The organism is Paraburkholderia phymatum, from assembly GCF_038900715.1.
GTDB classification, from domain to species: Bacteria; Pseudomonadota; Gammaproteobacteria; order Burkholderiales; family Burkholderiaceae; genus Paraburkholderia; species Paraburkholderia phymatum_A.
The window spans coordinates 327,926-341,366 of sequence record NZ_JAYMRZ010000004.1 but is presented as its reverse complement, the minus strand read 5'-3'; the positions used below and the strand labels follow the sequence as shown (position 1 = coordinate 341,366).

13 protein-coding genes and 3 pseudogenes are annotated in these 13,441 nt (G+C 64.3%); 9 read left to right on the top strand and 7 right to left on the bottom strand.

Annotated elements, in window-relative coordinates; genetic code table 11:
• Positions 1 to 23: 23 nt before the first annotated feature.
• The 8 genes from sctQ (at position 24) to VSR68_RS10210 (ending at position 5,708) form a co-directional block, all read left to right on the top strand.
• Complete coding sequence (gene sctQ / locus VSR68_RS10245; protein ID WP_428983492.1) at positions 24 to 1,232, top strand: type III secretion system cytoplasmic ring protein SctQ; 1,209 nt, start codon at positions 24 to 26, stop codon at positions 1,230 to 1,232.
• Positions 1,210 to 1,866, top strand: a complete 657-nt coding sequence (gene sctR, locus VSR68_RS10240; protein WP_342939723.1) for a type III secretion system export apparatus subunit SctR — start codon at positions 1,210 to 1,212, stop codon at positions 1,864 to 1,866. The genes sctQ and sctR overlap by 23 nt, the downstream gene beginning before the upstream one ends.
• 29 nt (positions 1,867 to 1,895) lie before the next feature.
• Complete coding sequence (sctS, locus tag VSR68_RS10235) at positions 1,896 to 2,159, top strand: type III secretion system export apparatus subunit SctS (protein ID WP_342939722.1); 264 nt, start codon at positions 1,896 to 1,898, stop codon at positions 2,157 to 2,159.
• Positions 2,156 to 3,139: a hypothetical protein gene (locus tag VSR68_RS10230; protein ID WP_342939721.1), complete on the top strand. Its 984-nt coding sequence runs from the start codon at positions 2,156 to 2,158 to the stop codon at positions 3,137 to 3,139. Before sctS ends, VSR68_RS10230 begins: the two co-directional genes overlap by 4 nt.
• A 144-nt stretch (positions 3,140 to 3,283) precedes the next feature.
• On the top strand, positions 3,284 to 4,621 hold the full coding sequence (locus VSR68_RS10225) for a type III secretion protein (RefSeq protein WP_342939720.1): 1,338 nt from the start codon (positions 3,284 to 3,286) through the stop codon (positions 4,619 to 4,621).
• A 2-nt stretch (positions 4,622 to 4,623) separates the two neighbouring features.
• Positions 4,624 to 4,866 (top strand): type III secretion protein, encoded by a 243-nt coding sequence (locus tag VSR68_RS10220; protein ID WP_342939719.1) that lies wholly within the window; start codon positions 4,624 to 4,626, stop codon positions 4,864 to 4,866.
• 80 nt (positions 4,867 to 4,946) lie between these two features.
• The gene (locus VSR68_RS10215) at positions 4,947 to 5,168 is read left to right on the top strand and encodes a hypothetical protein (RefSeq protein ID WP_342939718.1); all 222 of its coding nucleotides are present in this window, start codon (positions 4,947 to 4,949) and stop codon (positions 5,166 to 5,168) included.
• 84 nt (positions 5,169 to 5,252) lie between these two features.
• Positions 5,253 to 5,708 carry a CesT family type III secretion system chaperone gene (locus VSR68_RS10210; protein ID WP_342939717.1) on the top strand — a complete coding sequence of 152 codons (456 nt, stop codon included), beginning with the start codon at positions 5,253 to 5,255 and terminating at the stop codon, positions 5,706 to 5,708.
• A gap of 124 nt (positions 5,709 to 5,832) precedes the next feature.
• On the opposite strand, the pseudogene VSR68_RS10205 reads toward VSR68_RS10210, so the two are convergent.
• From VSR68_RS10205 to VSR68_RS10195, 3 genes and pseudogenes are all read right to left on the bottom strand, one after another.
• Positions 5,833 to 6,030: pseudogene (locus VSR68_RS10205) on the bottom strand (amidohydrolase family protein); the annotation flags it as partial.
• A gap of 78 nt (positions 6,031 to 6,108) precedes the next feature.
• Positions 6,109 to 7,011 (bottom strand): hypothetical protein, encoded by a 903-nt coding sequence (locus VSR68_RS10200; RefSeq protein ID WP_342939716.1) that lies wholly within the window; start codon positions 7,009 to 7,011, stop codon positions 6,109 to 6,111.
• Positions 7,012 to 7,760: 749 nt separating this feature from the next.
• A complete protein-coding gene (locus VSR68_RS10195; protein ID WP_342939715.1) occupies positions 7,761 to 8,309 on the bottom strand; it encodes a hypothetical protein in 549 nt (182 codons plus the stop codon).
• A 374-nt stretch (positions 8,310 to 8,683) separates the two neighbouring features.
• Here VSR68_RS10195 and VSR68_RS10190 point away from each other — a divergent pair.
• Positions 8,684 to 8,836, top strand: a pseudogene (locus VSR68_RS10190) (zinc-dependent alcohol dehydrogenase); the annotation flags it as partial.
• 140 nt (positions 8,837 to 8,976) lie between these two features.
• On the opposite strand, the gene VSR68_RS10185 reads toward VSR68_RS10190, so the two are convergent.
• The 4 genes and pseudogenes from VSR68_RS10185 to VSR68_RS10170 form a co-directional block, all read right to left on the bottom strand.
• Positions 8,977 to 10,017 carry a zinc-dependent alcohol dehydrogenase family protein gene (locus VSR68_RS10185; RefSeq protein ID WP_342939714.1) on the bottom strand — a complete coding sequence of 347 codons (1,041 nt, stop codon included), beginning with the start codon at positions 10,015 to 10,017 and terminating at the stop codon, positions 8,977 to 8,979.
• Between the two features lie 136 nt (positions 10,018 to 10,153).
• A pseudogene (locus VSR68_RS10180) lies at positions 10,154 to 11,989 on the bottom strand (alpha/beta fold hydrolase).
• Positions 11,986 to 12,750: a beta-ketoacyl-ACP reductase gene (locus VSR68_RS10175; RefSeq protein WP_342939713.1), complete on the bottom strand. Its 765-nt coding sequence runs from the start codon at positions 12,748 to 12,750 to the stop codon at positions 11,986 to 11,988. Before VSR68_RS10175 ends, VSR68_RS10180 begins: the two are co-directional and overlap by 4 nt.
• Position 12,751: 1 nt before the next feature.
• Complete coding sequence (locus VSR68_RS10170) at positions 12,752 to 13,255, bottom strand: hypothetical protein (RefSeq protein WP_342939712.1); 504 nt, start codon at positions 13,253 to 13,255, stop codon at positions 12,752 to 12,754.
• Positions 13,256 to 13,441 lie beyond the last annotated feature (186 nt).

The window sequence follows — 13,441 nt, the reverse complement described above, 5'->3', positions numbered from 1 at the left end:
ATCACGCAGCCCGTATGTCCACTGTGTCCACCGAACGTCCGTATGCAGAGCACTTGCGCCACGTCACGCCCGATGCGGCGCACGCCGCGCGCTTTCTCTGCGATGCGCGTCATCTCGATGCATTGCGCTATCTCGGCGCGATCGACGCCCTCGAAATCTCGCCCGCTGCTTGCGCAGCGAACACGTTCGACGAACCCGGCCGCATCGTCATCGCGCATCTGGAAGGCACGCTCGACATCGATCTCGATCTCGCGCGCTATCCCGCACTGCAGATCGTCGCGTCCAGTGCGGGCGACAGCACGCGTCACGCACTGCGCAGCACGCTCGCCAACGCACTGCTCGCGCCGCTCGTGCAGCGTTTTCAGGCAGCAGGGCTCGGGCGCTGGCGCGTGACAGCGGTCGAACGCATAGCCGCTGTCACACATGGCGAACGCTTCGACGTTGCGTTGCTGCATGAGGGCGTCGTGCATCGATTTTCGATCGGCGCTTCCGGCGCGACGCTCGACGTGCTGCATAAACGGCTCGCCGCATTGCCGTCGCGTCACGCCACGGAAGCGTTCGCTATCGCGTCTGCGCTGAGCGTTTCCGGCGCGATTGCGCTCGGCGCGCGGCGTGTGCCGCTTGCGGCCTTGCAGTCGTTGCGTCCCGGCGACGTCTTGTTGCGCACCTTCGCACCCGGAGTCGCGCAGGCAATGCACAGCGGCGCAGCCTTTGCCGCGCGCGCGGCGTGGGGCGCAACGGCAGCCGGCATGCGGCGAATCCACACGCGTGTCGCGATCGACGGCACGCAGGTCACTGTAGAAGAGAAACCCACGATGAACGAAGAACCCTTGCAGGCCGAATCGCCGGACACGCTGCCTGGCGACGGCGAGACGCTGAATGACAGCGAAGCTGAAATGCACGATGTCCGACGGGATGAAACAGCCGAAACCGACGATGCGCACGGCAACCGGCAAGCCGATGCCGAAGCGGAATCGTTCGACGCCCCGCTCGATATCGGCCTGCTCGATCTGCCCGTGCAGTTCGAAATCGACAGCGTCGCGCTGCCGCTTGCGCAACTCGCCGCGCTGCGGCCCGGCTATGTGATCGAACTGGCCGCGCCCGTGCTCGATACGCCCGTGCGGCTCGTCACGCATGGGCAAACGGTCGGCTACGGCGAGATCGTCTGCGTCGGCGAACATCTGGGCGTGCGGATCACGAGGATGGCTTATGCCGGCGATTCAGACAGGTGACATCACCGGGCTGCTGATCGTCGTGCTGGCGATCAGCGTGATCCCGTTCATCGCGATGGTGGTGACGTCGTACATGAAGATCGTCGTCGTGCTCGGGCTGCTGCGCAATGCGCTCGGCGTCCAGCAGGTGCCGCCGAACATGGTGCTGAACGGCATCGCGATCATCGTCTCGGTGTACATCATGGCGCCCGTAGCATTCTCCGCGATGCAGGGCATGCAGGCAAACCAGGCGCCCGGCAACGTCACGCAGAACGTCACGGCGGGCATCGCCGCCGCGCGCGAACCGTTCCGCACGTTCCTCGAAGCACATGCGCAATCGCGCGAGCGCCAGTTCTTCCTGCGTTCGGCGACGACGCTATGGCCCGCACAGGAAGCGAAGGCGCTCAAGGACACCGATCTGATCGTGCTCGCCCCGGCGTTCACGCTGACTGAACTGACCGACGCTTTCAAGATCGGCTTTCTGCTGTACATCGGCTTCATCGTCGTCGATCTGGTGATCGCGAACGTGCTGATGGCGATGGGCTTGAATCAGGTGCAGCCGACCAACGTCGCAATTCCGTTCAAGCTGCTGCTGTTCGTCGCGATGGACGGCTGGTCTGCGCTGATGCACGGTCTCATTCTCGGCTACCGATAGGCCCCGCGTTTATCCACGATGGACTTGTCATGACTATCGATACGCTCGTCGGACTCGCGACGCAAGGGCTGCTGCTGTGCCTGTATGTGTCGCTGCCGATCGTCGTCGTCGCGGCCGGCGTCGGGCTGCTCGTGTCGTTCCTCCAGGCGATCACGTCGCTGCAGGATCAGACGCTCTCGTTCGGCATCAAGCTGATTGCCGTGGTGGTGGCGCTCGTCGTCGTTGCGCCGATCGGCGCGTCGGCGATTCTGCGCTTCGCAAACCAGTTGCTCCTGACGGCCGTGCAGCGATGAACCCGATCCACTCGCGCCCGACAGCTGGCACTTCGGCTACGAAAGAGACTGCGCAGACGCAACGCGGCGGCGTCGAACCCGCAGCGCAGCAGAACCGCGCGCGCTTCGCCACGACGCTGCGCAACAACGTGCGGTTCGCGCACGCGCATCATGCGCATCTGCAAGGTCAGGCGCGCTCGGCCAACGCGCGGCGTCTTGCGAAAGCGCTGGCGAAGAAGCGCCAGGGCAAGGCAGCGACTGCGCGTTTCGCGGCGACACGCCGGCCGACCACGGCTCGCACGGCCAGCAATGCGCGCGCCGCGCAGAACGCGAGAAGCACCGATCGTCAGCGCAATTCGCCGCTACGTGTAACGCGCGACGGTGGTAACGGCGGCTCGAAAGGTGGTGGTAGTGGCGAGCAGCAAGGCGGCCAGCAACAGCGGCAGCGCCAGCACAAGCACGACACACGGAACGACGAACCGGCGCTCTTCAGCGCGGACAGCGCGGGTCGCGCAGTTGCCGCGTTGCCGATGTTCGCGGGCTCGCCTGCGCTTGCGTTGCAAGGCGCGCCGCGCCGCGATGCGTTGGCCCGCGCGTGGTGCGATGCGTTGCTCACACCCGATCGCTCGCTGCACGACGCGATGAAGCAGCTGCGCACGCTTCGTCATCACGAAGACGCGCTGCCGCTCGCGACCCTTGCGCAAGTCCGGCAAGCGTTGATGGATGCGACGGTCCGTTCGGCTGCGCTTCGTCAGGCGCGTCAGGCGTTGCCGGCGTCTGAAGCGCCATCCACGCAGCACGCCGCGCCTCGTCTGAACACGGCGAAAGAAGCCCGCAACGTGCTTGCGCCATTGCTCGCGCTCGTCGCCGGCGGACCGATGCTGCCAGCGCGCGAAGGCCGGGCGGCAAGCGCGAATGCGGCGCTCGACGGCATCGCGCGCGCACGCAGTACGCGTTCCGCCGATCCGTCCGCGCCGTCTTCTCCTCGTCCTCCCGGCTAGGCATCTGAGGTCGCTTCGCGTTCGTGCGAATGCCTTCGCAAACTTGAGAGATCGCGTTCCATGCGTCGATTAATCTGCGACTCATCGAAGGAAACCGAACAGCGCGACGCCTGCACCCGCTTCCTCGCCTGATCGACCGAACTCATGAAACAACTGCGCATCCTGACGGGTATTCATGCTGGCGCAACCGCCCCGCTCGGTCCCGGTCCACACCGGATCGACGCGGACGACGACGCAGACATCCGCATCACCGACTGGAGCGGTTCGTCCGCGATCGTCGAAGTGGGCGAGAACGATGTCGTGACCGTTCGGCGGCTCGCCGCGCAAGAAACTGATGTGCGCGCTGGCGATGAAGCGCGTGGCGACGCGGACGCGCAGCAGGTCGAAGACAAAGAGACGGAAGCGCTCGCGCCAGCGAATGAAACCGTCGAAGACACCGCACCCGTCTTCATGCTCGATTTTCTGCCGATGCAGTTCGACCAGAGTGTGATCTGCATCGGTCCCGAAGACGTCGAATGGCCGAGCGATCTCGCGTTGCTGTCGACGCTGCTCAAACCCGGCCAGTCCGATGACGCCGAAAGTGGCAGCGTTCGCGCGCGGCGCCGCACGTTCGTTGCGCTCGGCGCCGCGTGCGTCGCGCTGGCGGTGATCGCTTGTGTCAGCGCGCTGTCGCTGACGTCGCGCGCCAGGGCTTCGATGCTGCCCAGCGACGTCGCCGCGATGGAAGACGTGAACCGCGAGTTCGCGAGCGCGCATCTGAACGAACTGCGTGCGTCGCTCGACGGACATGGCGGCGTGCTGGTGCGCGGCCTCGTCGCGAACGAATCGGAGAATCTCGCCGCGCGGCGTCTGCTTGCCGCGATCACGTCGCCGCGCGTGCAGACGCAGTACGGTATCGCGGAAGTGATCCGGCGCAGCATCGGCGAAAGCCTGCCTGTTGCGGGGATCAGCGTACGTTACGACGGCAGAGGCGTGTTCTCGATTGCGGGCACGAACGTCGATATGGACGCATTGCAACAGGGCGTCAAGCGCATCCGCCCCGATCTGCCCGCGAACGTGAAGGACATTCGCATCGTTGCGACGGGCGCCGAGCAGGCGGACGCACCGGCGGGCGCGAGCTACACCGCCATCGTGTCGTCGGACACGGTGCGTTATGCGCAAACGCCCGATGGCGTGAAGCACATTTTCATACTCGACAAGGAGACGGCGGCCAGCGACGCCAGCGCGGCCGATGTCGCCGGCGATACAGCCGCACCGCAACCCGCGAGCGATGCAGCGCCGTCCGCTTCGTCCGCTTCATCCGCTTCATCCGCTTCGTCTCCCTCGTCCGCCTCGTCCCCTTCAGCAGACGACGCTTCGAAAACGACGCCCGCGTCGCGCACATCGATCGCCGGGCAGTTTGCCGGGCCTGCGTCGCCGGGGCACGCCCTCGACCAACCTCACACGTCCGTCCCGCAGACGGCCGACACGTTTCGGAGATGACCATGTACGAAGCCATTGAACGCCACGCGCAGTACTTCATGGAGTTGCAGAAAGTCGTGACAGCCTCGGATGCCGATACGCGCGTCACGGAACTGCGCAAGGCGCTCGAAGACAGCGCCGAGCAACTGAATCATGCCGCCGACGGCACGGCCGCCGACCGCGACGCGCGCGCCCGCATCTATCGCGGCCTCGTCGCCGCGAGCCGGATCGTCGGCCAGTTGCGCGAGGATGCATTGCGCGGCTGATGCGCATTGCGCTGCGCATCGACTCTATTTCAACCACCGGTCCGACATCCTGTTGGCCGGATCCTTCCAGGAGAGTAACCATGCCAGGTATCGCAACAGCAGGACAAGCCGTACTGAGCGGCGTCACCAGTGGCATCAATTCGGGTGGCGCAACGGCAGCAGCGGAATCCACCATCAACAACAACGCGCAGCAACAGCTGCAGATCGCGCAAGCGCAATCCAATGCGAGCCTGCTGCAAGCGCTCGGCGAAGCGATGAAGTCGGGTGCGTCGAGCATCCAGAAGGCCGCGCAGGCATCGTAATGCGGGCTGGCCGGCCGTCTGCATGGCGGCCGGCCGCTTCTGTCATCTGCATTAAATTCTCTTGTTTGAACGGGTAATCGCACCGTGAGTGAAGACCGTTACGTGGAACTCGTCGCGTCGCTGTGCGAGACAGTTGGCTTGCCGGATGTCGAGCACGTGCTGGAGACCCGTTCGATCGAAGTCGGCGGGCTCGATGTGCGCCTCGACTGCTTCGGTGAAGATCCATACGCTATCTATCTAAGCTTCGATTTCGGCGCAGTGACGGCAGGACGCGTCTTGACGGTTTATCGGCTGATGCTCGAAGCGAACTTGCTCGTATACGCGCAGGACCAGGCGCAACTCGGGCTCGATTCCGACTACGGCAATGTCGTGCTGCAGGTGCGCGTGCCGTTTGCCGACGCGCCGTCGGGCGAGACGCTCGCCGACCTGCTCGCGCATTATTCCGAGCATGGCACGTACTGGAAACAATGCATTCTCGAAGCGAGCGACGAGTCGTTCGAAGCGATCGCGACGGGCAACTTCTCGTGGATCCGTGCATGACATCCGTGTACAAAAAACGGCTATCCATTTGGCTCCACGGTTTCGCATTGGGGCCGGTCGCTTTCGCGGCGTGAATTCCGAACCGCTACGTCGTCGTATGTTAGCGACGCGGTCACGACTGCCTGATCATTTCGCTTGCGAACAGAATGTTGTCGACGGGAAACACGCGCGTGAGCAGGCCGACTCCCGGCTGATGATAGGCGCGGATGTTCAAGATGATGTTGTTGAGCGGATGTTCCAGCAGCGGAGGCTTCTTCATTACCTGCGCTAGCCCGCGACAACGCCCTCGGTGATAAGGCGCCATGCCGCCGCCATGCGGAATGCCTTCAAATTGCTGGTCCGCGAAGAAACATCCGGAAGAAGGCTCTTCCGGATTCCGCGCGCGATTGCCCCTGCCGGACTAGTCGACCTTCGGTACTTCCCTCGTGATCTCATTCAGCACATTCGCCTTCTCTTTTGGCATCGCAACCTGCCTCCCGTTTTCATCTTTGCGAATCGCGTACCCGTTCTTCGCGAGATCGGCGAGTTCATGCGCATACCACGTCGGACGACCCACGTCGCTCTTGAACAAGAAGTTGTTCTTCGACGGCCCGATCTTTTGCCCCTCCCGCTTCAGGTGATCTTCGTAACCATTCCAAGTGCCCTTGTCGGCGGCCGCGTTATGTTGCTTGACGCTCGCCTCTCCCAATGGCGTCAGCAAACGGAACGCGGCCTTGTTGTCGTAGCCGCCCTGCATCCAGCCTTGATTGATGTAATCCGTCCAGCCATCCTTGACGTCGAGCATTTCACCATGCCGAACCGGTCGAGGCTTGTTTTCCGCACCTCCTGCCGCGTTCCGCTCGCTCCACGCGGAGACGTCCTTGCCGGCGCCGAGCGCCCTCATGGGATTGTTCTGGTGCATCGCACCGCTCGGCCCCCATTCGTTGCGGGCCTTCGATACGGCTGCCCTGTTCCAGTCGGCCTTTAGAAGCTGCGTCCCCTCATGCATCGGCTCCAACCTGTTGCTCTCGGCCGTTGCGTCCTTTTGCTGCTTTTCCAGCTTCGCGATCTCGTGGTCGACCTTCCTGCCTGCCGACTTCGCGAAAGTTGGCCTGCCACGCGCCTCCCGTTGTTGCTCCTGCAATCCGGCGAGCTTCCCGGCTGCGGCTTGCGCACTTACTCTGCTTTGATGTAGCGCTTGCGAAACCTCCTGAGCGTTATTGACCGCGTACTTAACGTCGCCAAACTTGCGCATGCGTTTAGTCGGATCTGTCTCTGGGTCCGCGACCGCGGCCTTGAACGTCGGATGACTGCTAATCTTCATATCGCGCACCTCCGAAGGATTTCATTCATCGTAGGCGCAACCCGTTGTCAACGACGATTTCGACACGAACGTCGGTCCTGCCATACGAAGACAGTGCAGTTCCTTATCAGCTCAGGGAAGGCATGGTGGTCTTCACCGCCCGCTGCCACATATCTTCGAAGCACAGCACAGATGCACGCGCAACCACCGCGCGACGCACTGCGGATACCGACGCAACTGGACGCAATGACAACGCAAACAATCAAATCGCTGCGAATCGGCATGCACTGGTTTCGAGCGTGCCGGCGGCCTCGGCAGCATGTTGAAGCGCATCGGCGACGCGGGGACGACCGATAACGTGCGGTGCCCGGCTTCGCGGCGGACCCGCATCCAGTCGCGCTAGACCCGGCGGCGACGCTCGGCGTGGTGCCAACCGTCGCGCTCGTGGGTGTCGCCCTGGTCGATTGAATCGCTTGCGTCGGGCATGCCGGTGACACCGACCGGCGCGCTGTGGAGGCGGTGGGTGGCTGTTGCAGGACCTGGTAACGGGTAACGGCACATTGAAGCTGCCGGATGCCGATGCGTGCCGCCAATACAGCGCGCGAGCATTTCGATAACCCGGCGATCGCACAGCGCGTCGCGTCGGTGTATGGCGAAGCGCTCGCGACTGGGTCGATGCATTGAGGCAATGAGTCAGGCAGCGTCCTTTGCGGATGGTGCTGCCCGAGTGAGTCCGGCGCGATGAGCCAGACCTGGTGCGTGCAACCCGCTCAGTAGCCCGGAGGGATAAAGCCTCCGCCACCACCGCCGTATGGGTTGTTCATCGCGGATGCAGGCTGCGCCCGTTGTCCGGCTTCAGCCAGCGGACGATGGACGACGGTCAGCACGCGATTCTGTGCGACCACTTGACCGTTGTGATCCCACTGCAGTCCATTCACCAGATCGAGATTTTGCCATCCGACCATCGTCCCACCCGCGACGCCGACGCAATCGTTTTTGTTGCCGGACGCGTAGCCGTGGCCGGTACTGACCATCACATGAGCCAGACGGTCGCCATCGTAGAAGCCGATCGAATGATTGGCGGGCAGCGACTGCATCTGAGCCGGTCCCGCGACCTGCGTGTCATGCCGGTCGACCAGATCGTGTTGGCCATTGATGGAACTGTGCAGCATGCCGGCACGTTTGCCATACGTGGCGATTGCATCCCAGCACATCTGCGCGGACAGCATTGGGTCGTGGTGCTTGAATGCCAGCTGATGCGCCTGTCCAAGCGGCGCCACGCCCGTGGGTTGCGTGGAGATCGGGGGATGTCCTCCCATCGGCTGCAGCGGGATCGCGGGCGGCGACGGCGACGGGCGGCAAGGGCCACACGACAAGTAATAGCTTAAGTCGTGCGTGCGCGGGCGGCGCGGCTGCAGGCCGCCGAGTGCAGGCGGTACATGCTGCTGCGTGGGCGCGGCGTATGAGTGCGGGTGATGAGGCTGCGAATGAGACGACCCTTGCGGGCTCGGATAGCTCGGTCCCTGATTGGCAAACGGGGTACGGGGAAATGTGGAATCGAAACCGGACATGACAGGAGACTCCCTCCAACAAAGAAACGGCACAGTCCTACATTACCGGTATGTTGATTTCACGAACTTCACGGTGGCGAAGCGCCGAGCGGATACGCGAAGCTCCCCACGGCTGGCGAAGAATCGTCGGCGCGCGGCGCGACTTGCGGGAATCGCTCGACGTTGCCGCGCAAGGCAGCGACCGCGCGCATATCCATCGCGACCTTATCGAGAACATCGATGCGGTGTTTGGCGCGCCGCGCGAGAGAACCGTCGACGGGCGTGTCGTGGTGTCGATGGATCGAAAACGGATGGTTCAGACGCTGACAAGAACGCCAGGCATCGAGGCGCCGCCGATGGCTACAAGACCAGCGGCGCCCGATGCCCGTCGCTTGCGGCCATCGTCGATCGCAAGCGCCAGCGCGGCCGGCACGCTCTACGATGCCTCGATCAGCACCTTGAGCGCATGCGTGTCGGCGGCGTGCGCAAACGTCTCGTACGCGGCGAGAATGTCGACGAGCTGAAAGCGATGCGTGATCAGCTGCGCGGGATCGAGGCGTCCCGCTTTGACCGTCTTCAGCAACATCGGCGTGCTGACGGTATCGACGAGACGCGTCGTGATCGCGATGTTGCGATCCCACAGCTTTTCCAGATGCAAATCGCACTTGACCCCGTGCACGCCGACATTCGCAATCGTGCCGCCCGGCGCGACCAGTCCCTGGCACAGCTCGAACGTCGCAGGAATGCCGACTGCTTCGATCACGCAATCGACGCCCACGGAATCCGTCAGCTTCAGCACTTGCGCGACGGCATCGGCGTGCGCGTTGTCGACGCAAGCCGTCGCGCCGAAACGCCGCGCGACTTCCAGGCGATTGGCGTCGGGGTCGATCATGATGATCTGCGCGGGCGAGTAGAACTGCGCCGTCAGCAGCGACGCAAGTCCGATCGGTCCCGCGCCGACGATGGCGACCGTGCTGCCCGGCTGAACCTTGCCGTTGAGCACGCCGCATTCGAAGCCCGTCGGCAGGATGTCGGACAGCATCACGAGCGCCTCTTCGTCGAGGCCCGGCGGAATGCGGTAAAGACTCGTCTGCGCATGCGGGATGCGCACGTATTCGGCCTGCGTTCCGTCGATCCGGTGGCCGAGAATCCAGCCGCCCGTCGTGCAATGCGAGTACATGCCGCGCCGGCAGTACTCGCATTGTCCGCACGACGAGATGCACGAAATCAGCACGTGATCGCCCACCGACAGTCCGCTCACCGCGCTGCCCACGCTATGAACGACGCCCACGCCTTCATGCCCGAGAATGCGGCCCGGCTCGCAGGTCGGCACGTCGCCCTTCAGGATGTGAAGGTCGGTGCCGCAGATGGTGGTGCGCGTGACTTTCACGATCGCATCGGTGGGCGCCGAGAGTTCGGGCATCGGACGCTCGTCGAGCGACTTCTCGCCGAGACCGTGATAAACGAGTGCTTTCATGTCGCATTTCTCCTGTGACCATGCAACGGTTGCACGCTGTCCAGTCCAGACATGCGCGGCCGGACAGGCTTGACTTCGCGCTTGACTCCGAACAATCAGGGCGCCGCTCACGCGACGCCTTCACGCAATGCTTTCGTCAAGATTCCAGAACATAGCGGCCGGGCGCCCGTTCGAGTGCCGGGTCCAGTTGCCGCGCGCCCACCTGGCCAGTCGAATGGGCGCGCAGCCACGCGGACCAGCAAGGCCACCACGAACCGTCGACGGCCCGCGTCTGCTCGAAGAATTCCTGGCGGCTGCGAAAAGGCGCGTCGGGCTCGCGCGTCGCGCAGCGGTAATGGCGCCCAGGATGTCCCGGCTCGGAAACGATGCCCGCGTTGTGCCCGCCCGACGTCAATACGAAGGTTAGTGCGTTGTGCGTGAACAGGTGCAGCTTGTAGACGGACGGCCACGGCGACACATGGTCGCGCTCGGTCCCCACGACGAAAGCGGGCGTGTCGATGTCGGGCAGCGCAACGGGCTGGCCGTCCACGCAATAGTGGCCTTCCGCGAGATCGTTGTTGAGAAAGAGCTTCGTCAGGTACTCCGAGTGCATCCGATACGGCATGCGCGTCGTATCGGCATTCCATGCCATCAGATCGTTCGGGTTCGAGCGGCGGCCCAGCATGTATTCGCTCATCATGCGCGACCAGATCAGGTCGCGTGCGTTGAGCAACTGGAACGTCGCCGCCATCTGCGAGCCGTCCAGATAGCCTTGCTGCCACATCAGCGCATCGAGCGCGGCAAGCTCGCTCGCGTCGATGAAAAGCCCGAGCTCGCCCGGTTCGCTGAAATCCGTCTGCGCGGCGAGCAGCGTGACAGTGCGCATCAGATCGGCTTTCCCGTCGCGCGCGAGCGCTGCCGCCGCGATCGCGAGCAGCGTGCCGCCGAGGCAATAGCCCGTCGCGTGAACGGCCTCGCCGCATCGCGCGTGCACCTCGAACAGCGCGGCCAGCAGGCCCCGCTTCAGATAGTCGTCGAGCGCGAGATCGCGATCGGCCGCGCCGGGATTGCGCCACGACACCATGAAGACGGTATGGCCCTCGTCGACCAGATATTTGACGAGCGAATCCTTCGGCTGAAGATCGAGGATGTAGTACTTCATGATCCACGACGGCACGATCAGCACGGGCTCGCGCGTCACCTGCGATGTCGCCGACTCCTACTGGAGCAGTTCGCAAAGCTCGTTGCGCCAGATCACGCGGCCTCGCGTGCACGCAACCTCGTGGCCCGGACGCCATGCGGGCGGATGAACGGGACGGCCGCTTCGCAGCCGGCTCGCCATGTCGGCGAAATCTTCGAGCCAGTGTTGCGCGCCCCGGATCGCGATGCCGCCGCCCGAATCGATCAGCGCTTTCTGCGCGGAAGGATTCGTCGCGAAGAAATTGCCCGGCGAGCATGCGTCGAGCCACTGCCGCGCCCAGAAACGGACCAGTTCTTCGTGATGCGCTTCGACGCCGCGAACGCCCGTCGACGCGTGCTCCCACCACTGCTGCGCCAGCAGGAACGCATCACGGTACAAGCGAAACGGCCACGCATCCCACTCGGCGGCTGCGAAGCGCGGGTCCGGCGTTGTCTGACGCGGCGCCGGCGGCGTGCCGCCTGCTTGCATTGCGGGCGCAACCAGCGCCTCGGCCGCGAGATCGAGTTGCTTGCCGGGCGAGACCGTTAGGTGCATTGTCCAGTCGAGCCACGCGAGCACCGTCGATGCCGGCGACAGTCCTCCCGTCCACGCCGCGACAGCCGCATGCGCTGCGCGGTCGAGATCGTCGCTGGCCGTCCCGCGCGCCGGAGCGCAGGCAGAATCCGCAGCGCTGCGCGTCGACGCGGTCACGACAGCATTGGCGATATCGGCGGTATCAGTGGTATTGGCGGGCAAGGTGCTCGCAGGAGCCGGCGCGGGCGCCTTTTTTCGAAGCAGTTGAGGGGCGCTCATCGCATGTGCATGCCGCCGTTGATCGCGATATCGGCGCCCGTGATGAACGCCGCTGCATCCGAACAGAGAAAGGCAATGAGCGCGGCCACTTCTTCGGGACGCCCGAGCCGGCCGACGGGAATCTGCGGAAGAATCTTCGTCTCCAGGATGTCGTGCGGCACGGCTTCGACCATCGCCGTCGCCAGATACCCCGGCGACACCGTGTTCACCGTCACGGCATGCTTCGCCGTTTCGAGCGCGAGCGCCTTCGTGAAGCCATGCACGCCGGACTTGGCCGCCGAATAGTTGGCCTGTCCATACGCGCCGCGCGAACCGTTGACGGAGCCGATGTTCACGATCCGTCCGAAGCTCCGCTCGACCATGGCTGAAAGGAACGGCTTCGTCATGTTGAAGAGCCCGTCGAGATCGGTGCGGATGACGGCGTCCCAATCCGCCTTGCTCATGCGCACGAACGACTTGTCGCGCGTGATGCCCGCGTTGTTGACGAGCACGTCGACCTTGCCGAGTTCGGCGAGCACGCGTTGCGCACAACGCTCGCACGAATCGAAGTCGGTCACGTCGGCTTCGTATGCATGGAAATTGCGCCCCGACTCGCGCTCGCGCGTGAGCCAGGTCGCGGCGTGATCGTTGCGCGTCGAGTACGACATCGCGACCGTCATGCCCGCATCGTGAAGCGCCCGGCTGATTGCCGCGCCGAGTCCGCCCATTCCGCCCGTGACAAATGCGACACGGCCCGCTTGGTGCGCTTGGCCCGTTTGCATGTCAGCCTCCTGTTGCAGTATCCGGAACCGCTTGCGCGTGGGCCGTCGATGCGGGCTCGTGCTTCGGCCAGACGCCCAGGTGCGGCATCGCGTCCTGCCATGTCCGCATCCATCCGCTGAAGCTGCCGACAGCCGGCTCGATGCCGGGCAGCTTTTGCAATGGCGCATGCCACAGGGTTCGCCACGCGCCGAACACGCTGTCGAGTTCGGCGAGCCATTCGCCCTGGTGCTGCGCCGTCAGCGAGATGGCCTCGCCCCAGATCGCGAGACTTTCATTCGCGTAGTCGTGGGTCGCCGCCTGAACCGCCGACGCAAACCCGAACCAGTCGCCGGAGCCGGCGAGCGCTGCCTCGACGCGCTGCATCGCGTCGCGATCGCGCCTGATCCGATGGGCCTCGAGCGTGTTCAGATCGCGCCGCCAGTCCTCGGCGAGGCGGCCGAGCCGCACGGGCGCAGTGAGTTCCGCGCGGCACAGCTCGAATGGAGCATTGGGTTCACGATTCATGGTGGGTGCCCTCCGGAGCACAAGACGATCGACTGTCGAAACAGGCTGCATGGCGTCCTTCGCTGGTCCCACTGTATTGGCGCGCAGCGGCTGCCGGTTGACCTGTATCAACGGGCGCCCCAACACGGACGCGGTTGATCTGCGTCAACGGCGGCGCGTGTCCGGCTCATAGACTCGATTTCAGCA